Source organism: Leucobacter sp. USHLN153, from assembly GCF_037145615.1.
GTDB lineage: Bacteria > Actinomycetota > Actinomycetes > Actinomycetales > Microbacteriaceae > Leucobacter.
This window is the reverse complement of record NZ_JBBCXE010000004.1, coordinates 122,906-145,007: the sequence shown is the minus strand read 5'-3', so window position 1 is coordinate 145,007 and position 22,102 is coordinate 122,906. Positions and strand designations below refer to the sequence as shown.

Below are 22,102 nucleotides of genomic sequence, written 5' to 3'. Positions count from 1 at the left end.
TCGCGTGGGGCCCGGCGCGGGGCGCGAGGTTACGCCGTGGCGATCCGCCCCCGCCCGCGCCGCGCGCCGCGCCTGAAGAGGCGCGTCTCGTTGAAGAGCAGGTTGAGTAGCACCGCGGTGATCGCGGCGGCGCTGATGCCCGAGTGGAAGATGGTGCTGAACCACGCCGGGAACTGGTCGAAGAAGTCGGGCTGCACCACGGGCACGGCGCCCACGGCGAGCGACGCCGCGACGATGAGCACGTTAGAGGTGCCCTCGTACTGCACCTGACTCAGCGTGCGAAGCCCGGAAGCAGCAACGGTGCCGAAGAGCAGAATGCCCGCGCCACCGAGCACGGCCGGCGGCAGCGCGGCGACGACCCGGCCGAGCACCGGAAGCAGGCCGAGCACCACCAGGATTCCGCCGCCGGTCGCCACGACGAAGCGGCTCTTCACGCCGGTGATCGCGACGAGACCGACGTTCTGCGCGAAAGCGCTCTGCGTGAAGGTGTTGAAGACCGGAGCGAGCACGCTCGAGAGCATGTCGGCGCGGAGTCCGTCCGCGATGCGCCGGGAGTCGACCTTCGATCCGGTGACCTGACCGACCGCGAGCATGTCGGCGGTCGTCTCGGTCAGGATCACGAGTACGACGACGAACATGGAGATGATGCCGCCGATCTCGAATGTCGGCCACCCGAACGCGAACGGCTGCGGCAGGGCGAAGACCGGGCCGCTGGCGACGCCGGAGAAATCAGCGCGTCCGAGAGCGAAGGCGACGCTGGTACCGATCACGAGCGCGAGGAGGATCGCGACCCGGGAGACGCCAAACTTGCGCACGCGCGACAGCAGCAGCGCAATGACCAGCGTGCCGGCGGCGAGCGCAATGTTCGCGACGCTCCCGTATCCGGGCTGCGCGGGCGTACCGCCCATCGCCCAGCGCGCGGCGACGGGCACGAGGGAGAAGCCGATCATCGTGATCACGACGCCCGTGACGACAGGCGGGAAGAAGCGCACGATGCGGGCGAAGAACGGAGCGATCACGAGCCCCGCGACCGCCGCCACGAGCACCGCACCGAATACCGCGGGCATCCCGCCCCCCTCAGCGACCGCGACGAGCGTGGCGACCGACGCGAACGACGTACCCTGCACGAGCGGAAGCTGGCTCCCGAAGAACGGCAGACCCAGAGTCTGCAGGAGCGTGGCGATGCCGCCGACGAACAGGCAACTCGCGATGAGCACCCCGATCTCGGCTCCCCCGAGACCCGCGGCCGTGCCGATGATCAGGGGCGGGGCGATGATCCCGCCGTACATGCTCAGCACGTGCTGCATGCCGTAGGCGAGGTTCTTGCTCAGGGACACGCGCTCGTCTTCAGGCCGGATTTCGACCGATCGACGCTCTTCGGTTCTGCTCACGGGTACTCACTTCTCGCTCGGGCCAATCGGGAAATTGCGGAGACCGGAACTCTTCTGGGGCTAGTCCAGCCGCTGCCGGTAGGTTATCTTAGAATCTATGTAAATAGAAGAATTAGTTACCTCGCGTTGCGTTTCTGATGTGCGGCGGCTAATCGGGAGAGAAAGGCCGCAGCATGCACCCAGCAGCCCTGCTCGCGGAGATACGCGAGGAGCCGCGACTCACACGAGTGCTCGCCCTCGCGCACAAACTCGGCGACGCGATCGAGGCGGGCGCCGAGGTCGGGCCGGGCGCGGCCGGCGGGTCCGAGGTGCCCGCGGTAGAGGAGGAGCTTGCGATACTCCTTGCGTCCGATGACGACGCACTCGCAATTGCCGCGGTGCATGCGATCGCGAGGATCCCGGGGAGCGCCATGGACATCGTGCTCGAGGCCGCGCTTCGGGATCGCCGCACCTTCATCCGTTCTCACGCCGCGTGGGCGTGGGCGCGTCGCCCCTACCGCGAGAGCGTGCTCGCCGACCTGATCGGATTCGTGGGACGCGGCGGCCTCCCCGGCATGCTCGCGCAACTCACCCTCGAGACCTGGGCACCCGTCGCGGGCGACCGCATCGGGCGGCGGATCAGCGAGGCGCTCACGGCCTCAGCGCCCGGCGCCCGCGCGCCCCGAGCAAGCCCGACAGGGTCGGCGGCCTGGGCAGACGCGGATGTGGCACCTGGCGTCGCGGCGGCCCCGGCTTCCGACCCCACGATCCGCCGCCGCCTCGTCGAGGCCCTCGGACTCTTGGGCACGGAGGCCGCCCGCGACGCCGCACTCCGCATCGCAGAGGACCCACGGGAACCGCTTGCCGTGCGCGACGCCGCTATCTCAGCGCTCGGTGACGGTGACGCGAACCCGCAACATATCTGCGCACTGAAAGCGCTGCGGGAGTCGGCGGTCGGCCAGCTCCGCGTGAGCGCGGATCTTGCGCTCGCCGACCTCGATGGCCGCGCGTCGCGGTCACGGGCACCTCATGAAGCCGCCGCGGCCGATAGCGGCATAGCGGTCGCGCAGGTGTTCCTAGGAGCGGATATCGACCCACAGCTCAGGAGGGTCGGCAGCGGCAACAACGGCGGCATCGCCACCCTGTTAGTGCGGCTCGGGGACGCGCTCGTGCACCCCTCCCTGCATGCGCAGAGAGTCGGCACGGACGCCGCCGGGGTCGAGCGCGTGCTCACCATTTCCCGCGCCAGCGACACGACGAGCGGCCCCGTCAGAGGCGGCAACAGCGGAGCGTTCGCGAGCGCGGGCGCACGTGGCGAGGCTGCGCCACCCCACGAGTACGCTCAAGTTCGGCTCGCGGTCGACGCCCCGAGCAGCGAGGACTCCTGGTCGAACTACGTGTCCGCGCGCCGTGCCATCGAGCGAGCACTGCGGCAGCACGCGCCGTTTGACGCGATCCATCTCCGCATGGCTGACGTCGGCACACTCGCCGGATGGCACGCGGCGCGGCGCCTCGGCATCCGAGTCGTGTTCACGGCTGCGCCCGATCCGCACGCTCTCATCGAGTCGATGGATCAGGCGGGTTCCCTCACTCGGCGGAACTTCGGGGAGCGCGACGAGGCGGAGCGGCTGTGGTTCCGGGCATGGCTCGTGCGGGAGCTCGCGCAGCGCGCCGACCACGCGGTGCTCATGCCTCGTGAACGTCTTGCGAGTGACCTGGAGCGCCTCGTCGGCGTCGATATCGAGGCGCGGCCGAGCCAGTTCAGCCCCATCGCTGAGGGCATCGACCTCACCGTCGTGAACGATGCGCTCGCGGAGGGACGCCGAGCGGCGGGCCGAGGTCAGCTCTCGGAGGAGATCGCCGAACTCCGTGAGCTCCTCTCGCGCCTCCCGGCCGAGCGCCGGGGTCTGCCTCTCCTCATCACCATCGGGCGCGTGCACCGTGTAAAGGGCACGGCGGCGCTCGTCGAGGCGTGGTCCGCCCCCGAGGTCCGCGAGCGCTGCAACCTTCTGATCGTGGGCGGGGGCCTCTCGCGCCCCTCCCCCGAAGAGGCCGAGCAACTCGACGCGATCGACCGGATCATCCCTCGGGAGCAACAAGCGTCCGCGGGTCTGCTGCTCGCGGGCCACCGCCCGCACTCGACCGCTGCGCGGTGGCTCGCCGTCGCGCGCTACGGGCTCCCGGGTTTCGCGACACCGCGCGGCGCGTACGTCTGCGCGAGCGCCAAGGAGGAATTCGGGCTCGCGATCCTCGAGGCCTCGGCGACGGGGCTGTTCGTCATCGCCCCGCAGCGCGGCGGCCCCGCGACGTACCTCGAGCACGGTCGCACCGGCCTGCTCGTCGACACGTCGAGCAGCGCAGAGCTCCGGCGGTCGCTCGGTGAGGCGCTCGACGCGGCGGCTCAACCCGCATCAGAAGAGCGGGCGGATCACGCATACACCGTCGTCAGCGAGCGCTTCTCGATCGCGACGATGGCTTCGCGCCTCGCCCACGTCTATGCGTCACTCGCGACGGGCCGTGAGCGCGGGGTCGCCCACGCCAGCCGATCCGCCGCCCCTGCCGCGAGTGAGCACTCGCGCCTCGATCCGAGCGCGCCGGTCGCGTCCCTTTTCCCGACGCTGCGCGCGTCCCCAAGCGCTCCCGAAAGCGCCCCCGCACCCCGAACGCAGGAAAGCCTCGCATGACCCTCCTCATCATCAGCCCCGACTACGCCTCGCACCTCTCCCCCCTCGCCTCGCTCGGCCGCGCGTGGATCGATCGCGGCGAGCGGGTGGTCGTGGCCACCGGATCCGCCACCCGCCCCATCGTGGAGTCCTTCGGCTATGGGCACGAACCGCTGCAGCTCAGCCAGGGCTCGAACCCGGGCACGATCCGCGCGGAGGAGCAGCCGCGAGGCGAGGACGACATGCTGCGCGGCTTCTTCGACGCGACCCGGGCCGGCATGATCGAAACGCTCGCCTTCCAGGCCCGCGCGCGCCTGCACGACCTGATGTGGGAGCCCGTGGCGACGGGCCGGAGGGTCATTGAAATCGTCGAGCGGGTTGCTCCCGACACTGTGATGGTGGATCACCTCGCGTTCAGCGCGCGACTCGCACTGACGGCCGCGGGCGTCCCCCACATCGACGTCGTGCTCGGCCACCCGACCGCGCTGCCGATTCCCGCCGCGGGTGAGCTGTACGGGTTCCCGACCGCGTGGCCGCGCGCGTTCTCGCCGTCGGCCGAGGAGCTCAGCGATCTTCGTCGACTCTGCGCCGAGGTGAGCGACCGCTTCACCGCGGAGTGGAACCGCGCACTGCACGAGCTGGCGCCGAGCGCCGCGCCCTCGGAGCATGCCTTCGCCGAGCACGGTGACTCGCTCGTATTCAACTACCCGAGCGAATTGATGTCGCCCGAGCGCAGCGCGCTGCTCCCGCCGCACGTCTGCATCGGATCATCCCTGCGGCCCGAGACGCCCGACGCCGAGGTGCAGGAGTGGCTCTCGCAGAGCGACGAGCCGTTCGTGTACGTGAGCTTCGGCAGCTTTCTCTCGGCCCGCGGTGACGTGCTCGCTCGGGTGGCCGAGGCGCTCCGCTCGCGGGGGATGCGGGCCGCGATCGCGCACGGATCGACGCGGGTCGAGCAGCTCGGTCCCATCCCCGACGCGTGGCTCGTGCGCGAGTTCCTTCCGCAGGTGACGCTCCTCGAGCACGCTGCCGCGGCCGTGACGCACGGCGGCAACAACAGCATCACCGAGGCGCTCGCGTTCGACGTGCCGCTCGTCGTGCTGCCGTTCTCCACGGACCAGTTCGCGGGTGCGCACGCGCTCGAGGAGGCCGGGCTGGCCGCCGCGCTCACGCCGAACGAAGCGACGCCCGCCGAGCTCGCTGAGGCGGTGGACGCCTTGCTCGCTCGTGCGCGCTCGCCGCGCGCGGGCGGATTCGCCGCCGTGACCGGCGCCGAGCTCGTCTACGAGCACCTCGCGACCGCCCGCGCCTGACCGAGCACGAAAAAGGCCCCGGCGCGTGAACACCGGGGCCTGTGGCGGAGGGTAGGGGATTTGAACCCCTGACTGGGGGTTACCCAGTGCTTGTTTTCAAGACAAGTTCCTTCGGCCGCTCGGACAACCCTCCGCGAACGAGCTTAGCAGCGCGGATCGCGGGGCTGCGTCAGCACCCGGCGCACGGCCGCTCTCGGCCTTCAACAGAACCGGGCGTCCCGGCGCTCCCAGCCAGCACCGCGCCCCGAAAGCAGCTCAGCCGCGCAACAGCACCGCCAGCCTTCAGCGGCGCGCCAATACCGCGAGCGCGGGGAACCGATCCCGCAGCGCAGCGAGCAGCCCGACCTCCTCGATCGTACCGGTGACGCGGCTCGCGACCGCCTGGACCTCGGCCACCGCCTGCCCCATCGCGACCGCGTCGCCGCGCCGCGCCGCCCAGCGCAGCATGTCGATGTCGTTCCGCCCGTCGCCAGCCGCGAAGACGCGCGAGCCGTCGATGCCGAGGTGCGAAGCGATGACCTCGAGCGAGCTCGCCTTCGTAACCCCGTCGGGCGCGATGTCGAGCCAAGACGTGCTGCCGACCGCGTACGACACGTGCGTGAGCCCCATCGTGTTCACGGCGTCGAGGAACTCCTCGAGGCGGTGATCCGGCGACACCACGACGACGCGCGTCGCCTGCACCCCGAGCAACTCCTCGAACGGCACGCGCCGCTGATTCGAAGGCAGCGTGCCACCGGGGATCTCCTCCGTGTAGAGGAATCCGCCCTCGGCGAGCTCCACCGCGAAGCGCGCGGTCACGAGCGCGGTGCGGAGCTTCCGCAGGGCATCGCTCGGATCGAAGGCCTCAACGAACTCGTGACGGTACGCGCGGGGCGCGAGCGGATCGCGTCGAAGCGTCACGGCGCCATTGGCGGCGACCACCCACTCGGGGCGGATCCGCAGCCGTTCAACAATGGGGAGCGTCGCATCGACGGAGCGCCCCGTCGCGATGACCACCTCGTGCCCCGCCTCGTGCAGCGCGCGGATCGCCTCGGAGAGGTCAGGATCGATGTGCCCGCCCGCGGGGTCATCACCGGCACCAGCCCCGAACCCGTGGTTCAGCACTGTCCCGTCGAGATCGAGCGCAATGAGGTGTCGCTCGCCCTTCGCGACACGCGGAAGCTGCAGAGCTGACCCCGTCATCGGGTCACCGCGGTCGGCGTCAGCACTTCGAGGCCGCCGAGGTAGGGGCGCAGCACCTCGGGCACGCGCACGCTCCCGTCGGCCTGCTGGTGCGTCTCGAGGATCGCGACGATCCAGCGCGTCGTCGCCAGCGTGCCGTTCAGCGTCGCCACCGGCGCCGTCTTACCGCTCTCGGTGCGGTAGCGGGTCGACAGCCGCCGCGACTGGTACGTCGTGCAGTTGCTCGTCGACGTGAGCTCGCGGTATGCGTCCTGCGTCGGCACCCAGGCCTCGATGTCGAATTTGCGCGCGGCACTCGAACCGAGATCACCCGCGGCCACATCGATGACGCGGTAGTGGAGCCCGAGCGACTGCAGCATCTCCTCCTGCCAGGCGACCAGGCGATCGTGCTCGGCCTCAGCCTCAGCGGGGTCCGTGTAGACGAACATCTCGAGCTTGTTGAACTGGTGCACGCGCAGAATCCCGCGCGTATCCTTGCCGTGCGAACCCGCCTCGCTGCGGTAGCACGTCGACCACCCGGCGTAGCGCAGGGGCCCGTCCGAGAGGTCCAAGATCTCGTCCGAGTGGTACCCCGCGAGCGCCACCTCGCTGGTGCCCGTGAGATACAGATCCTGCGCCGGCAGGTGATAGACCTCGTCGGCGTGCTCGCCCAGGAAGCCCGTGCCCTGCATGATCTCCGGCTTCACGAGCGTCGGCGTGATGAGCGGCGTGAAGCCGTGCTCGAGGGCCCGATTCAGCGCGTGGTTCATGAGCGCGAGCTCGAGGCGCGCGCCGACGCCGCGCAGGAAGTAGAACCGCGCGCCCGACACCTTCGCGCCGCGCTCCATGTCGATCGCACCGAGCATCTCACCGAGCTCCAGGTGATCGCGCGGCTCGAAGTCGAAGCTCGGCCGTACGCCGACGGTGCGCAGCGTGACGAAGTTCTCCTCGCCGCCCGCTGGCACGCCGTCGATGACGAGGTTCTCGATGCGGCGCGCGAGATCCTCGAAGACGATCTCCGCTTCCTTCGCGCGAGCGTCCGCTGCCTTCACGTTCGCCGCGAGCTGCTGCGCTTCGGCGATGAGCGCCGGCTTCTCGTCCTTCGGTGCCGACTTCACGCGCTTGCCGAACTCGTTCTGCTGGGCACGGAGCGTCTCGAACTCGCCGAGGGCCGCCCGGCGCACTGCGTCTGCGGCGAGCGCCTGATCCACCACCGCCTCGTCGTTACCTCGTGCGCGCTGCGAACGCTTGACGGCCTCGGGATCGTTGCGGAGCAGTACTGGATCGATCACGCGCACCAGCTTACCGGGGCGGGCTCGGGATCGGCCGGGCGCCGTTACGCTGGAGGCATGGCCGCCAGTTCCGCGCATCACCTCCCGAATGCCGCGGTCGTCTACCACCCGCTCAAGACGGATCTCGCGGCGCTGCGGGCCGCGGTTGCGCACCAGGAGCAGGCGGCGGGTTGGGGCGCGACGCGCTGGTACGAGACGCACGCCGAGGACGCAGGCGTGGGGGCGACGCGGCGCGCGATCTCCGACGGCGCGAACGTGGTGCTCGCCAGCGGTGGCGACGGCACGATCCGGGCAGCGGCCGAGGCGCTCAGAGGCTCGGGGATCCCGCTCACCGTCGTGCCGCAGGGCACCGGCAACCTGCTCGCCCGAAACCTGGGCGCCCCGCTGAACCGGGTCGACGAGGTGGTTCGCGCGGCCTTCACCGGTCAGAACCGCGCGATCGATCTCGGTCTCGTGCGCATCGTTCGCGCCGACGAGTCCGAGGACGAGCACGTCTTCCTCGTGCTCGCCGGCATGGGCCTCGATGCTCGCGCGATCTCCGCGACCAAGTCGACGCTGAAGAAGAGACTGGGCTGGCTCGCGTACGTCGACGCCGGGGTGCGCACGATGATCAAGGACCGGCCGCTGCACGTGCACTACTCCGTCGATCGCTCGCCGATCAAGCCGATGTCGGTCTATACCGTGATGATCGGCAACTGCGGATACATGCCGGGCGGGGTGCTGCTCATTCCCGACGCGAAGCTCGACGACGGCAAGCTCGACGTCGTCGCCCTGCACCCGCTCGGCGCGTTCTCGTGGCTGCGGATCTGGCGCAAGATCGGGTGGGAGAACGGGGTGCTGCGGCGGACGCGCGCGGGGCGGCGGATCATCGACCTCGTCCACGATACCCGGAGCGTCAGCTATCTCCGTGCCGAGCGTTACGCCCTCGCGGTCCCGCAGCCTGAGCCGGTGCAGCTCGACGGCGACGACTTCGGGCTCGCACTGTCGGTGAGCGGCGAGGTGGATCCGGGCGCCCTCACCGTGCGCGTGCTGCCCGAGTGGCGCGAACGAACGATCGCGGCGTCACGCTCTACGCGTCGCCGTCGGGAGTCCCCTCAATAACGCCGTGCAGCCAGTCCCGCGCGTCGCGGAAGGTGTCGTCGTCGTGCAGGTCGCGCACGGTCGCGGCCACCCGATCCGCCCGCGGGTACGAGCCGAGGAAGATCACGTTCGGGCTGAACCGCTTCACACCGAGCAGCGCATCGGCGACCCGCTCGTCTTTCACGTGGCCCTCCGCGTCGATGACGAAGCGGTAGCGGCCCATGCGATCACCGATGGGGCGCGAGGCGATGAGCAACAGGTTGACCCCGCGCGTCGAGAACTGCTCGAGCAGGTCAAGCAGGGCGCCAGCGCGATCCTGCGGAAGTTCGACGATCAGTGATGTTTTGTCGGCGCCCGTGGGCTCCCCCACGGGCTGACTGCGGCTCACGAGAACGAAGCGCGTCACGGCGTCTGGGTTCTCTGCGATGCCCTCGGCGAGCACCTCGACGTCGTAGTGATCCTCGATGCCGGGGGGCGCGATCGCCGCGTCGATGCCTTTTGCGGTGTCGAAGAGGTCTGCCGCGGCCTGCACGTTCGAGGTCGCAAGCAGGTGCCGATGGGCCGGGCGAGCCTCGTCGAGCCATGCGCGGCACTGCGCGTAGGCGACGGGGTGACCCGACACCACGTTGACATCTTCGAGCGCCGTGCCGGGCCGCGCGACGAGCACGAAGCGCACCGGCACGAGATACTCGCCGATGATGCGCAGCCCCGGGATCGTCGCGAGCGCGTCCTGCGCCACCGTGACGCCCCCGTCGATCGAATTTTCGATCGCGATCATCGCGGCGTCGCTCGCACCGCTCACCACATCGTTCAGCGCCTCACCGAGATTCTCGACCGGACGCCACTCCTGCCCCGCTGCCTCTGGCACCTGCTTGAGCGCGGCCTCCGTGAACGTGCCCGCGGGTCCCAGGTAGGAGTAGCGACGTGGGGCATCAGCGGCGTGCGACATGCTCCTTAGCGTACCGGCGCGCGCCCCCATCACTCGCCGCGCGCGCGCTCCACCAGCTCCTGCGCGGCGGTCTGCACCTCGGCGAGATGCTCGGGACCGCGGAACGACTCGGCGTAGATCTTCATGACGTCCTCGGTGCCCGAGGGGCGCGCCGCGAACCAGGCGTGCTCGGTCGCGACCTTGACCCCGCCGATCGGCGCGCCATTGCCGGGAGCGGTGGTGAGCACAGCGGTGATGCGATCCCCCGCCAGCTCCGTGTCGGTGACATCGTCGCTCGACAGCGCCCCGAGGCGCGCCTTCTGCTCGGGCGTCGCCGCCGCATCGATGCGGGCGTAAGCCGGGTCCCCGAAGCGGGTCGTGAGATCGCGGTATCGCTCCGAGGGCGACTGACCGGTCACAGCCTGGATCTCGGCCGCGAGCAGCGCGAGCAGGATCCCGTCTTTGTCGGTGCTCCAGGCGCTGCCGTCGAAGCAGAGGAACGACGCCCCCGCGCTCTCCTCGCCGCCGAACACGACCGACCCGTCCGAGAGCCCCGGCACGAACCACTTGAAGCCGACCGGCACCTCGAGCAGCTCGCGCCCGTGCGCGGCGACCACGCGGTCGATGATGCCCGAGGAGACGAGCGTTTTGCCGATGCCGGCCTGGGGCGACCAGTCGGGCCGGTGCGCAAGCAGGTAGTCGATCGCGACGGCGAGGTAGTGGTTCGGGTTCATGAGGCCGTCGCGCGTGACGATGCCGTGGCGGTCGGCGTCGGCGTCGTTGCCCGTGACGATCGCGAAGTCACCGCGGTGCTCGTCGACCGTCGACATGACGTGCGCTGACGACGGATCCATGCGGATCTTGCCGTCCCAGTCGAGGTGCATGAACGCCCAGCGCGGGTCAACGCCGGGCCCGAGCACGGTGAGGTCAATCCCGAGCCGATCGCGGATCGCCTCCCAGTACGCGACACTCGCCCCTCCGAGGGGGTGCACGGCGAGCGGCACCCCGGCGCGACGGAGCGCTTCGAGATCGATCGCCTCGCCCAGCGTGTCGACGTAGCCGCCGAGGAAGTCGTAACGTTCGACGCCGGCGACCGCTGCACCGCTCGCCCGCGGGATCTCGGTGCGCGCCTCGAGCAGCTCGTTGGCGCGGGCCGCGATCCGCTTCGTCGCGTCGGTGTCGGCGGGGCCGCCGTGCGGCGGGTTGTACTTGAAGCCGCCGTCGCGGGGCGGGTTGTGGCTCGGCGTCACGACGATGCCGTCGGCGCGGCCCGGGTCGTCGGCCGCGCGGCCGCGGTTGTAGCGCAGGATCGCGTGGCTCAGTGCCGGCGTCGGCACGAAGGCAGCGTCGCCCTCTCCGGCGGCCGCGAGCACCCGCACGCCGGCCGCGAGCAGTACCTCGATCGCGGTGCGCTCCGCCGGAGCCGACAGCGCGTGAGTATCGGCGCCGAAGAACAACGGCCCCTCGATCCCCTGCTCAGCGCGGTACTCGGCGATCGCCGCGCTGATCGCCGCGATGTGCGCCTCGTTGAACGACGCGCTGAGCGCCGAGCCCCGGTGCCCCGAAGTGCCGAACACCACGCGCTGCGGGGCCACCGACGGGTCGGGCTCGATCTCGGCGTAGGCTCGCAGCAGTTCGTCGACGTCGATCAGGTCTTCGGGGCGCGCAGGAGTGCCGGCTCGTTCGTGCATGGGTCTAGTCTGCCAGCCGCCCGGTTGGCGCGGGGCGGGCTTTACGCGCGCCCGCCCCGCAGTGTCAGGCCGGCGGCACTGCAGCGATGGCGGTGAGCTCGACCAGCATGGTCGGCCTGGCGAGCTCCGCCACGCCGACAGCGCAGCGCACCGGCACTCGGGAGCCGAAACGCCGAGCGTATACATCGTTGAACGCCGCCCTGTTCTCGGCCAGATCGCGCAGGTAGATGGTCAGGTGCGCGATGTCGCCCAGGCCGGCGCCGACTTCGCCGAGGTCGGCTTCGAGCGCGTCGATCACTGCCTCCGACTGAGCGGTGATGCCCTCGACGAGCTCCCCCGACGCGTCGAGAGGAATGACGGTCGTGTACGCCGTATCGCCGATCACGGTGACGCTCGACGAGAGCGAACCGTTCGATTCGGCTGGGACGCGCCGCACGCTCGCGCTCACGCGAGTGCTCCGGCCGGCGCGAATCCGTCGTCGTAGAGCCGCTTCCAGTTGCCGAAGAACACCTGCCCGGCTTCTTCGGCAGTGAGCAGGCCGCGCTCGACGAGGCGATCGCGCACCTCCCCAAACTTGTGGAAATCGAAGTTGTCGATCCACGCCGGTGGCGGGGGGGCGATGTCGGGCCGGGATGCACCGTGCTGCACCTTGCGGCTCCATCGGCCGTTGCGCATCCAGGTGAGGTTGTCGGCGGGCGAGTTCGGGTCGAGGTCCGATCCGTACGCGACGTGGTCGATGCCGAGCATCTCCACGTGCTTCGCGACGAGTTCTGCGGAGCCGTCGAGCGTCGCCGCGTACTCGCCCGCGATGTTGTTGTAGGTGCAGACGCCTAGCACGCCCCCGTTCGCGACGAGCGCGCGCAGCACGTCGTCCCCCTTGTTGCGCGGGTGATCGTAGACCGAACGCGCGTTCGCGTGATTGATCGCAACCGGCCGCTGCGACGCCTCCGTGGCTTCGAGCGAGGTGCGCTCCCCCACGTGCGAGAGGTCGACGATCATGCCCACCCGGTTCATTTCCTCCACGACCTCGTGCCCGAAGCGCGAGAGCCCGGTGTCGACGGGTTCGTAGCAGGAGGAGCCGATCGCGTTCTGAATGTTGTACGTCAACTGCACCACGCGCACGCCGAGGTTCCAGAAGTGCTCGATGAAACCTATGCGGTCGTTGAAGAGCGATGAGTTCTGAGTCCCGAACACGATCGCCACGCGATCCGACGTCACCGCCTCGTCGATGTCGGCACCGGTCCGAGCGATGAGCGCGACGTCGCCGTGCTCGCGCACGGTGTCGTTCCAGCCGGTGAGCACGTCCATCGTCTCGAGCGCGTCCTCCCAGAACGAGGCGGTGATCGTGACCGCCCGCACCCCACCATCGCGGAGTTGCTCGAGCACGTCACGGTCGTACCGCCCGCACTGCAATCCGTCGATCACTGGCGCGCCGATCATGCGAGCACCGCCCGCTCGGGGTCGTTCTCGTCGCGGCGCAGGTGCAGATAGGTCTCCTCGCTGACCTCGCCGAGCAGATTGCCGTCCTCGTCGTACAGTTGCGATCCCGCGTGCCGTCGCGACAGCTCGGAATCGGGGGTGAGCGCCTCGTTCGACTCGTGGAAGAGCCGCCAGAACTGGTCGGCGTCCATGACGTACCCCTCGAGCAGAATCCGACGCATCGCCGGCCCCGCCGCTGATTCTGCGGGGCGCACCGGTGTCCTGGGCGTGTGGGTCGGGGTGAGGATCGCAGTATCTCCACCGGCGTCTGCGCCACCAGCGGACTGCTCGATCTCGAACGCCACGCCGCGCACGGCGGCGTACTCCCCGAGGGCCGCCGCGATCCCGATGCCGGGGGTGCTGACGACCCGCACGCACTTCGCGCCCGCGATGACTGCCAGTGAGAGCTCGTCGATGAGCGCCGGCGCGAGGAGGATCGCGGGCGTTCCGCGCCCGTCGAGCACGACGGTGTCCCCGTCGCGGCTCACGTCGAAGCTCGTGCGCGCGCCGTCGTAGTGGTTGCGCACCCGCTCCATCTCGGAGACCGCGTCGACCCCTTCGGCTTGAGCGGCCATGATGGCATCGCGGATGGCATTGACCGCGTGCCCTGGGCAGGATCGGGCGTGCAGGTAGCGCCCGACCATGTGGCGCATCTCTCGTGCGGAGGCCCGCATCTCGGTCGTCATCGTGCAGCTCCGATCGTGGTCACAGGCATCTGGGGGTAGCGGGTCTCGAGTTCGAGGCCCTCGTTGAGGTCGGCGGCGGTCGGGGCGCCGAGGTAGATGAGGCCGAGCACGTTGCGGTCGTCGCCCTCGTCGACGGTCCGCAGCAGGCCGTGCACGGCCGAGTTCATGAAGCGCACGATCGACACCGGCACGAAGTCGTCGCCCAGCATGTTCATGTGGGGTGAGTGGTAGCGGAAGTCGCGGAGCGACTGGATGCGCTCGATCGTGGCGCGGAGCTCCGGCTGTTCGCGCAGCAGTCCTCCGACGTTCGCGTGATCGGTCGCGCGCATCGCCGCATCGAGCGCCTGCACGTCGCTCGGAAGATCCAGCGCCCAGTTGCGGCCGCCGCTCACCTCGGAGGCGGGTCCGCGCCGCGGCTCCTCCGCGTCCGCGGACTTGTACCATACGTACTCGCGCGCCCCGGGCGCCTCCATGTCGATCTGCAGCGCCCAGGAGTAGTCGCGTTCGATGATCGCGCGCAGCTCGGTGAGGGGCATATCCGCCTCGGCCACGAATTGCTCGGAGCGGATGCCGCCCTCGATCGCCTCGACAATCCGCTCGTACGGAAGCAGTTCGAGCAGATTGGCGGCGACCAGCTCCCACGCTTCATCGCCGATGACGCCGTCGAGCCGGCCCAGCAGTTCGGCGCCGGACGTCGCGCCGCGGGCCAGGAGTTCGTCGAGCACTTCGATGGCCCGGTCGAGCTGCTCGGAGACCCGGTGCGGGTCGTCGAACCGCGCGTAGACGTAGGGATCGACGCGGGTGAACTCGGACGCGCGCTCCAGCAGTTCGCGATACTGCACTGTCGTCTCGGCGTGCTGCACCAGTGGCAGCTGCGTAGCCTCGGCGAGCAGCGTCTGCCGCTGCTCGAGCCACGTGCCGATGAGCATCGGATGCGTGTTCACGAAGAAGAGCAGCCCGAGCGCCGAGCCGTTGCCGATGCCGATCATGCGACGCACTTCGCGGTCGAGCACCACGGCCTGCTCATTCCGGTGCTTGGCCATCGTCTCTACGAGATCCGACGCGAATTCGCGCATGATGAACGCGGACAGCAGTTGCGCGTGCAACGGCAATCGCAGCGGGTGGTCGGCCTCGAGTGTGAGGAAGGAGCGCGTGAGGAACGTGCCGTTGCCGTCCAGGCCCGTGTTGCGCATAAGGTACCCGACCTCCCAGAGTGCCCGGGTGTCGGGCTGCCGCCCCTCGGCGAGCGCCTGCACCGCGTGGTCGAACGCGCGGAAGCTCCGGTTCGAGCGGGCCCAGGTCAGGGTTCCCGGCACGGCTCGCCCCGCGTAGAGCTTCGGGAGCTCGGTGCGGGTAATGGCCCGATCCTCAGCGGTCGTGGGCCCCTCGATGAGGGCTCCCATCATGTCCCAGTTCTGGCCCGTGATCCGGCCCGTGCGGCCCTCGAGCGTGGGCTCGAAGCTGAAGATGACGAAGTCGAAGATCTTCCCGTCACCAGCGTGCACGCGATATAATGCCTCGCCGTTCGCGTGTGCGTCGATGTCGAAGTGCACGAGCTCGAACGTCCACGCCTCGCGCTGCATCTTCTCCAGCAGGCTGCGCCCCGCCGAGATTCGACTCGCAGGTAACGACTGCAGCCGGGTCGGCTGCAGAAGCAGATCTGGGTCGAGGATCCGGCGGGGAACCTCGGCGATCGGTGGCGTGGTGGACATCGGCACTCCTTCGTGATGGGGATGAGTCAGGTGAGCAGGATTCCCGCGCTCTGCACGGTCAGGTCTTCGATTGCACGTGCTCCCGCCTCGAGGGTCGAGAGCACGTGGTCGGGCTTGGTACGGCCGTGCGGCCAGTGCGCGGAGAGCGCGAAGCGCACTCGACCGGGCGTGCGACCCACGGGCACTGCGACGACCTCGATCGGATCGAACTCGTCGTCGACGAGCATCGAGTAGCCTGCGCTGCGCACCTTCGCGCGCTCTGCCGGCGCGGGGAGCTCCACGTGCGCGCGCCGGTACCGCTCGACCTCCTCGTCGAGCAGGTAGCTCGCGAGCACCGATCCGAGCGCGCTGCCGGCGATGCCGAAGCGCTGCCCGTGCTCGAGCGACACGTGCACGTTGCGCGGAGGCAGGCCGCGCCCGACGATGGTGACCGAGTCGCCGTCGAGGGTGCCGAGCGATGTGCCCTCGCCGAGTTCGCTCGCGATGCGCGTGAGTTCCTCGGCGATGCGCTGGTCGACGCTGGCGTGCCGCAGCGCCGCCTGGGCCACGCGCACCGGTGAGAAAGTCAGCGAGTAGGCTCCCTGCGAATCGGTCTGCAGCCAGCCCGCTGCCACCAACGTGACGAGCTGACGGTGCACCATCGAACGCGATCCGCCGACTCGGCGCGCGATCTCTGAGACACCGAAGGGGGCGCTCGTCTTCGCGATCTCCTCGAGCAGGCGCAGCAGCTTGAGATTCGAGGTCAGCGGTGCCGTACCGCTGGTTCCTCTGTCACTCTCAGTCATCGTTTCTCCATTCGTCTGTCAACTTATTTATGACAGATCCGCGCACTGAATGACATGAAACTAGCCAGTCACGCGGGATTCGTCAACTTACTTTTTTGCGGCCCCTGCTCGCCCTATACCCTGCCATCCGAGGTTACGATTCAGAGTTTTCTCTTGACGACGCAGTCTCGACCGGTAATATCGCTCTCACTGCCTCGCAAAATCGAAGCAGTTGTCACGATATGGTTGACACTAGTTTGGACGACGAGGTCTGGCAAGTCCTCGCGTCGAATGGGTGCATCTCGAGGCAACCCCGACACTGAAAGGAATCGCGTCATGGCATCGAAGCCAATGCGAAAAGCAGTGGGGGCGTGCGCTCTCCTGCTGACCGGAGCCCTCGCCGTCACCGGCTGCTCGAGCAGCGCCGAAGGGGGTGGAGGTGCTTCGACGGAGAAGTCCGGAACGCTCGTGATCGACCAGGCGTTCACCGCCCAGTCGATCGACCCCGCCACGATCTTCCAGGTCACCGATGCGATCACCGCGAGCGGACTGTATCAGACTCTGTTCACCTACATCGACAACGTCGCCGAGCCCGAACCACTTCTCGCTGAGTCCCTCACCGCGAACGACGCCGCCACCGAGTTCACGATCACACTGCGCGACGATGCGACATTCGCGAACGGCAACCCGGTGACGGCCGCCGATGTCGTCTTCTCGCTGAACCGCCTCAAGTACCTCGCGGCAAGCCCCGCCTACCGCATGGAAGGCATCACCGTCTCCGAAGTCGACGAGCGCACCGTGAAGCTGACCACCGAGAACCCCGCACCCTACATCGAGCACACCCTCACCGCGCCGCCGCTCGCGATCGTCGATGACGAAGCCGTGCGGGCCGCGGGAGGCACCGACGCCGAAGACGCCGCGGACACCGACACCGCGGGTCAGTTCTTCACGCAGCCCGCCAACGGCGCGGGCAGCGGACCGTACGCGCTCGAGAGCTACGACACGAACGCACAGATCGTGCTCGTGAAGAACGAGAACTACTGGGGTGAGGCTCCCGCGTACGACCGCATCGTGATCCGCAACGTCAACAACGCCCAGCAGCAGAAGGCGAACATCGAGGGCGGCGACAGCCAGATCGCGCTCGACATCCCGGGGCGCATCGCCGAGGGCATGGAGTCCGACGCGCTGCAGGTGCAATCGTCCTCGTCGCCGGAAGTGCTCTACCTCGCACTTTCGCAGAAGGACGGCGCGGCCACCGACGACCCCGACATCGTCGAAGCGATCAAGACCGGCATCGACTACGAGGCGCTGCGCACGCTCGTCGGAGCAGGTGCGAAAGAGGCGACCGGCATCATCCCGTCGATGATGATCGGAGCACTGCCCGAGGGTGAAGGCCCCCAGTCGGACCCCGAGGCGGCCAAGAAGCTGCTCGCCGACGCCGGGAAGACGGGCACCGAGATCTCGCTCGACTACGCGAACGACTACACCCGCCTCGCGGGAATCGACTACAACACGCTCGCCCAGGGTCTGCAGACGCAGCTCGAAGGCATCGGCCTGAAGGTGACGCTGAACCCGACGCCGACCTCGACCTCGCTGCAGCGCTACGTCGACGGCGAGACCGAGATGGCCCTGTGGTCCTGGCCTCCGGACACGGCCGACGCATCGGACGAGCTCGTCTTCGCACCGGGCGGCCTCATCGGCGAGCGCGTGCACTGGCCGGCGGACGCCGCGCCCGAAACGGCCGAACTCGCCGAGGCGGCACGCGTCGCCACGGGCGACGACCGCGAAGCCGCGTTCACCGCGTGGAACGAATCGATGAACGAAGCGGCTCCGTTCGCCTTCCTGCTCGAGCCGTCGTTCTTCCTGGTGGCTTCGAGCAGCGTCGGACACGTCAGCCACGATCCGCTCGCCGCCATTAACCTCTCGCAGATCAACTAGCCGCACGAGGATTCCCATCGTGACTCACACCCTTTCCGAGACCGGGGCGGACGTTCAGACGCCCGCCCCGGCGTCGGGCGGCGGAGGCGGATACTTCCGCTTCGTGCTCCGGCGCATCGGCACTTCGATCATCACCCTGTTCGGCATCACGCTCGTTTCCTTCGGGCTGGGCGTACTCGTGCCGCTCCGCCCCGAGACTGCGAACCTCAGCCAGCAGGCGCTCTCCAACCCTGCGGCGGTGGCCGCCTTCCGCGAGAAGTTCGGACTCGACCTCCCCGTCTGGGAGCAGTACCTGCGCTACCTCGGCGGGCTCTTCCGAGGCGACCTCGGAATCTCGCAGCAGACCGGGCAGCCGATCGCCGCCGACCTCGCCAAGTATGCCCCCGCGACACTCGAGCTCGTGCTCTGGGCCACCGTGCTCTCTGTACTCATCGGCGTCTCGCTCGGCATCGTCGCCGCCTACGCGCGCAACCGCTGGCCCGATCACCTCGCCCGCGTCGTTTCGCTCGTCGGCGTCAGCCTCCCCACCTACTGGCTCGCGCTCATCGGTTCGACCTTCTTCTTCCGCCAGCTCGGCTGGCTCCCGGGCAGCGGCAGGCTCGACGCCTCCGACACCCCGCCGCCGCGCGTCACCGGCTTCATGACGATCGACACGCTCCTCGCAGGCGATATGAGCGCGTGGGGGTCGGCAGTCGCCCACCTCATCCTGCCAGCGACGATCCTCGCCCTCTCGAACCTCGGCATGGTGCTCCGCTTCACCCGGAGCGCCGTACTCGACGGGCTTAACACCGACGCCGTCAAGGCGGCCCGCGTGAAGGGCCTCCCCGGCCGTCGTGTGCTCATGCGCTACGCCGTGCGCAGCGCCTCCAGCCCGATCATCACCGTCACGGCGCTCTCCTTCGGGTTCCTGCTCGCCGCCACCGTCTACGTGGAGCAGATCTTCGCCTGGGGTGGGCTCGGCCAATACGCCTACCGCTCGGCGACGAACCTCGACGTCACCGCCATCACCGGCATCTCCGTCGTGATCGCAGTGATCTTCCTCGCCGTGAACTTCACCGCCGACCTGCTCGCGTCGGCCTTCGACCCGAGGATCCGACTCCAATGACCCGCACCGACGTCATCTCCATGATCGCCATGCCCGAACGGTCTCGGCGACGCGTTCCGGCATGGCTCCGCACGCCCTCGATGATCGCCGCGGGCGCCGTGCTGGTCGCCTGGCTCGCCGCGATCCTCATCCCCGCGCTCACCCCACAGGACCCGCTCGCAACGGTCGGGCCCGCCCTCGCTCCGCCTGACTCGACCGCGCTGCTCGGCACCGACGCGCTCGGGCGCGACAACCTCAGCAGAACCCTCGCAGCCGCGCGCACCTCGATCCCGAACGGCCTCATGATCGTCGCTGCGGCCGCCCTCATCGGCACCGCGATCGGCCTCATCGCCGGGTTCTTCGGCGGGTGGATCGACGAGATCCTGATGCGCGTCGCCGATCTGGTCTTCGCATTCCCCGGCATCATCCTCGCGATGGCTATCGCCGCAGCGCTCGGACCGAGCGTGCAGAACGCTGTGATCGCCGCCGCGATCAGCTGGTGGCCGGCCTACGCCCGCGCGGTCCGATCCATCGTGCTCGCACTGCGCGAGTCTGAGTTCGTGCTCTCAAACCGCCTCTCTGGCGTAGGCCCCTTCCGCTCGATCATCGTCGACCTGCTGCCCGCGGTGAGCGGCTCCGTGCTCGTCCTCGCGATGCTCGACATCGGCTCCGCGATCCTCTTCCTCGCCGGGCTCTCCTTCCTGGGGCTCGGCGCGGTACCGCCGACACCCGAATGGGGCTCGATGATCTCGGGCGCCGTGCAGTACTTCGATCAGTGGTGGCTCGCCGTCGCACCCGGTCTCGCGATCGTCTCGGTCGTGCTGGCCTTCAACGTCATCGGCGATGCGATCCGCGACAATCTCGAACCGCGTTTGAGCGAGAACGGAGCCGGGTCATGACCCTCCTACACGTGGACCGCCTCACGGTCCAGCGCGCCAGTGGCGCGGGGTCGCCGCTCGTCGACGAGGTCTCTTTCACCGTCGAGGCCGGCGAGGTCGTCGGTGTCGTCGGTGAGAGCGGGTCGGGCAAGACACTGACCGGGCTCGCACTGCTCGGGCTGCTGCCCGACGGACTCGTCGCCGACGGCTCCATCCGATTCGACGGGCGCGAGCTCCTCACGCAGACGAAGCACGAATGGGAGCGCACGCGCGGCACCAACATCGCGATGGTGCTGCAGGATCCCTCGTCGAGTCTGCATCCCATGCTGAAACTGGGGGAACAACTCACCGACCACGTCCGGCTGCATCTCGGCCTCTCGCGAGCCGCGGCCGAGGCCCGGGCGATCGAGCTGATGGAGCGGGTTCACCTGCGCGAACCGAAACGCCTGCTCAGCCAGTATCCGCACCAGCTCTCCGGAGGGATGAAGCAGCGCGTCTCCATCGCGATCGCACTCGCGTGCGACCCGAAGCTGCTCATCGCCGATGAGCCCACCACCGCGCTCGACGCGAACATTCGCACCGGCATCATCGCACTCCTCGACGAACTGCGACGCGAATCCGGGATGGGCATCATCTTCGTCACACACGACCTCGCGATGCTCAGCACGATCGCAGATCGCCTCAACGTTTTCCGCACCGGCGAGATCGTCGAGGCGGGCGACTCCGATCGAATCTTCCGCTCTCCGCAGCACCCCTACACGCGAGTGCTGCTCGATGCGGTGCCGCAGGTGCCGTGGCCCCTTCCCGAGGAGGTAGTCTCATGACCGAACGCTCGCTGACCCCAGAGCCGCCGATCGCAGAGCCGGTGATCGCCGAACCGCTGATCGAGGTGACGGACGCGGTCGTCAGCTACCGGGTGAAGGGCAAGGGGCGCTTCGTCGCCGTGCACGGCGTCGACCTCGACGTGCACCCCGGCGAGATCGTCGGTATCGTCGGCGAGAGCGGCTGCGGCAAGTCGTCGCTCGCGCGAGCGCTCGTCGGCATCAACAGGCTCTCAGGTGGCAGCATCCGCTTCCTGGGCGAGGACGTGACGCCGCTGCCGATCCGCCGCCGCCCCGCACGACTCGTCCCGCTGCAGATGGTCTTCCAAGATCCCTACGCCTCGCTCAACCCGCGACGCCGCATCGTGCAGCAACTCGAAGAGGTGTGGAACTCGGCGGCCCGCGCTCGGGGCGACGCACTCGGGATGGAGGAGCGCCTCGCCGACATCACCGATGTGCTCGAACGAGTCGGGCTCGACCCGGAACTGCGCAACCGCTACCCGCACGCTCTCTCCGGCGGCCAACGGCAGCGCATCGCGATCGCGAAGGCGCTCCTCGCCAAGCCGAAGGTGATCGTGGCCGACGAACCGATCTCCGCGCTCGACGCCTCATCGCAGAAGCACGTCGGTGAACTGCTGCGCCGCCTCGTCGACGACCTGCAGATCGGCATGGTCATCATCTCGCACGATCTGGCCGTGGTCGCGACGATCGCAGACCGCACGGCAGTGATGCGGGCGGGCGTCTTCGTCGAGCAGGGACAGACCGAGCGGGTCTGGACGGCACCGGAGCACCCCTACACGCGCGAACTACTCGGTGCGGTGCCGGCACTCGTCGGACGGGAGGGGTAGCGGGCTGCGATCCGCCGCCGCGCAGCGAAAACACGCGTTGACACGTTCGGACTATCGGCGTTCTGAAGCAGTAACTGCCCGGAGGCTCGGCGTTCGTGATGGGCGAGGCTGGGGATCCTGACCACCATGCACGATGCAGCGTAACGACCGAGTCGGACCCCGACTTTATGGTCGCCGGGGAGACCCGCAACTACTCGTTCGAGACGATCACGAAGGCGATCCAGATCGTCGTCGAGGGGGCGAGGTTCATCTTGGCCAACGCCGACGCGACGGGTCCGAACCACGAGGGTCCGCTCCCGGCGACTGGTGCAATCGCAGTGACAGATCGCTCCCCCGGCACGCAGAGGTCGCGATCGAGATTTCCGAAAAGCTGAGTCTTGCGGTGGCGTGCGAG

The 22,102-nt window shown here is 69.0% G+C and carries 18 protein-coding genes and 1 tRNA gene; 8 read left to right on the top strand and 11 right to left on the bottom strand.

Annotated features, from left to right (window positions below):
* Nucleotides 1–29 precede the first annotated feature (29 nt).
* Nucleotides 30–1,391 carry a nucleobase:cation symporter-2 family protein gene (locus WFH00_RS08595; RefSeq protein ID WP_336660402.1) on the bottom strand — a complete coding sequence of 454 codons (1,362 nt, stop codon included), beginning with the start codon at nucleotides 1,389–1,391 and terminating at the stop codon, nucleotides 30–32.
* Nucleotides 1,392–1,564: 173 nt separating this feature from the next.
* Here WFH00_RS08595 and WFH00_RS08590 point away from each other — a divergent pair, with 173 nt between their 5' ends.
* On the top strand, nucleotides 1,565–4,054 hold the full coding sequence (locus WFH00_RS08590; RefSeq protein WP_336660400.1) for a glycosyltransferase family 4 protein: 2,490 nt from the start codon (nucleotides 1,565–1,567) through the stop codon (nucleotides 4,052–4,054).
* Nucleotides 4,051–5,346, top strand: a complete 1,296-nt coding sequence (locus WFH00_RS08585) for a glycosyltransferase (protein WP_336660398.1) — start codon at nucleotides 4,051–4,053, stop codon at nucleotides 5,344–5,346. Before WFH00_RS08590 ends, WFH00_RS08585 begins: the two co-directional genes overlap by 4 nt.
* A gap of 42 nt (nucleotides 5,347–5,388) precedes the next feature.
* Here WFH00_RS08585 and WFH00_RS08580 read toward each other — a convergent pair.
* From WFH00_RS08580 to serS, 3 genes are all read right to left on the bottom strand, one after another.
* A tRNA-Ser gene (locus WFH00_RS08580) sits at nucleotides 5,389–5,479 on the bottom strand.
* 149 nt (nucleotides 5,480–5,628) lie between these two features.
* Complete coding sequence (locus WFH00_RS08575) at nucleotides 5,629–6,528, bottom strand: HAD family hydrolase (RefSeq protein WP_336660396.1); 900 nt, start codon at nucleotides 6,526–6,528, stop codon at nucleotides 5,629–5,631.
* Entirely contained in the window at nucleotides 6,525–7,799 is a 1,275-nt protein-coding gene (gene serS / locus WFH00_RS08570; protein WP_336660394.1) for a serine--tRNA ligase, read from the bottom strand. Before serS ends, WFH00_RS08575 begins: the two co-directional genes overlap by 4 nt.
* Nucleotides 7,800–7,856: 57 nt before the next feature.
* On the opposite strand from serS, the gene WFH00_RS08565 reads away from it, so the two are divergent.
* Nucleotides 7,857–8,900, top strand: a complete 1,044-nt coding sequence (locus tag WFH00_RS08565; protein ID WP_336660393.1) for a diacylglycerol/lipid kinase family protein — start codon at nucleotides 7,857–7,859, stop codon at nucleotides 8,898–8,900.
* Here the strand turns inward: WFH00_RS08565 and pheA are convergent.
* The 7 genes from pheA to WFH00_RS08530 form a co-directional block, all read right to left on the bottom strand.
* The gene (gene pheA, locus WFH00_RS08560) at nucleotides 8,869–9,828 is read right to left on the bottom strand and encodes a prephenate dehydratase (protein ID WP_336660392.1); all 960 of its coding nucleotides are present in this window, start codon (nucleotides 9,826–9,828) and stop codon (nucleotides 8,869–8,871) included. The two genes, WFH00_RS08565 and pheA, sit on opposite strands and share 32 nt — an antisense overlap.
* Before the next feature lie 29 nt (nucleotides 9,829–9,857).
* The gene (gene pgm / locus WFH00_RS08555) at nucleotides 9,858–11,498 is read right to left on the bottom strand and encodes a phosphoglucomutase (alpha-D-glucose-1,6-bisphosphate-dependent) (protein WP_336660390.1); all 1,641 of its coding nucleotides are present in this window, start codon (nucleotides 11,496–11,498) and stop codon (nucleotides 9,858–9,860) included.
* A gap of 64 nt (nucleotides 11,499–11,562) precedes the next feature.
* Nucleotides 11,563–11,946: a RidA family protein gene (locus tag WFH00_RS08550; protein WP_336660388.1), complete on the bottom strand. Its 384-nt coding sequence runs from the start codon at nucleotides 11,944–11,946 to the stop codon at nucleotides 11,563–11,565.
* Complete coding sequence (locus WFH00_RS08545) at nucleotides 11,943–12,938, bottom strand: dipeptidase (protein ID WP_336660386.1); 996 nt, start codon at nucleotides 12,936–12,938, stop codon at nucleotides 11,943–11,945. Before WFH00_RS08545 ends, WFH00_RS08550 begins: the two co-directional genes overlap by 4 nt.
* Nucleotides 12,935–13,663 (bottom strand): hypothetical protein, encoded by a 729-nt coding sequence (locus tag WFH00_RS08540; RefSeq protein ID WP_336660384.1) that lies wholly within the window; start codon nucleotides 13,661–13,663, stop codon nucleotides 12,935–12,937. The genes WFH00_RS08545 and WFH00_RS08540 overlap by 4 nt, the downstream gene beginning before the upstream one ends.
* Nucleotides 13,660–15,375 carry a hypothetical protein gene (locus WFH00_RS08535; RefSeq protein WP_336660382.1) on the bottom strand — a complete coding sequence of 572 codons (1,716 nt, stop codon included), beginning with the start codon at nucleotides 15,373–15,375 and terminating at the stop codon, nucleotides 13,660–13,662. The genes WFH00_RS08540 and WFH00_RS08535 overlap by 4 nt, the downstream gene beginning before the upstream one ends.
* A 26-nt stretch (nucleotides 15,376–15,401) precedes the next feature.
* Nucleotides 15,402–16,160 carry an IclR family transcriptional regulator gene (locus WFH00_RS08530; RefSeq protein WP_336660381.1) on the bottom strand — a complete coding sequence of 253 codons (759 nt, stop codon included), beginning with the start codon at nucleotides 16,158–16,160 and terminating at the stop codon, nucleotides 15,402–15,404.
* 315 nt (nucleotides 16,161–16,475) lie between these two features.
* On the opposite strand from WFH00_RS08530, the gene WFH00_RS08525 reads away from it, so the two are divergent.
* The 5 genes from WFH00_RS08525 to WFH00_RS08505 are packed head-to-tail and all read left to right on the top strand — an operon-like array spanning nucleotide 16,476 to nucleotide 21,708.
* Nucleotides 16,476–18,077 (top strand): ABC transporter substrate-binding protein, encoded by a 1,602-nt coding sequence (locus tag WFH00_RS08525; RefSeq protein ID WP_336660380.1) that lies wholly within the window; start codon nucleotides 16,476–16,478, stop codon nucleotides 18,075–18,077.
* Nucleotides 18,078–18,096: 19 nt separating this feature from the next.
* Nucleotides 18,097–19,182: an ABC transporter permease gene (locus WFH00_RS08520; protein ID WP_336660378.1), complete on the top strand. Its 1,086-nt coding sequence runs from the start codon at nucleotides 18,097–18,099 to the stop codon at nucleotides 19,180–19,182.
* Nucleotides 19,179–20,060 carry an ABC transporter permease gene (locus tag WFH00_RS08515; RefSeq protein WP_336660377.1) on the top strand — a complete coding sequence of 294 codons (882 nt, stop codon included), beginning with the start codon at nucleotides 19,179–19,181 and terminating at the stop codon, nucleotides 20,058–20,060. Before WFH00_RS08520 ends, WFH00_RS08515 begins: the two co-directional genes overlap by 4 nt.
* Nucleotides 20,057–20,863 (top strand): ABC transporter ATP-binding protein, encoded by an 807-nt coding sequence (locus WFH00_RS08510; protein ID WP_336660376.1) that lies wholly within the window; start codon nucleotides 20,057–20,059, stop codon nucleotides 20,861–20,863. Before WFH00_RS08515 ends, WFH00_RS08510 begins: the two co-directional genes overlap by 4 nt.
* Nucleotides 20,860–21,708: an ABC transporter ATP-binding protein gene (locus WFH00_RS08505; protein ID WP_336660375.1), complete on the top strand. Its 849-nt coding sequence runs from the start codon at nucleotides 20,860–20,862 to the stop codon at nucleotides 21,706–21,708. Before WFH00_RS08510 ends, WFH00_RS08505 begins: the two co-directional genes overlap by 4 nt.
* Nucleotides 21,709–22,102 lie beyond the last annotated feature (394 nt).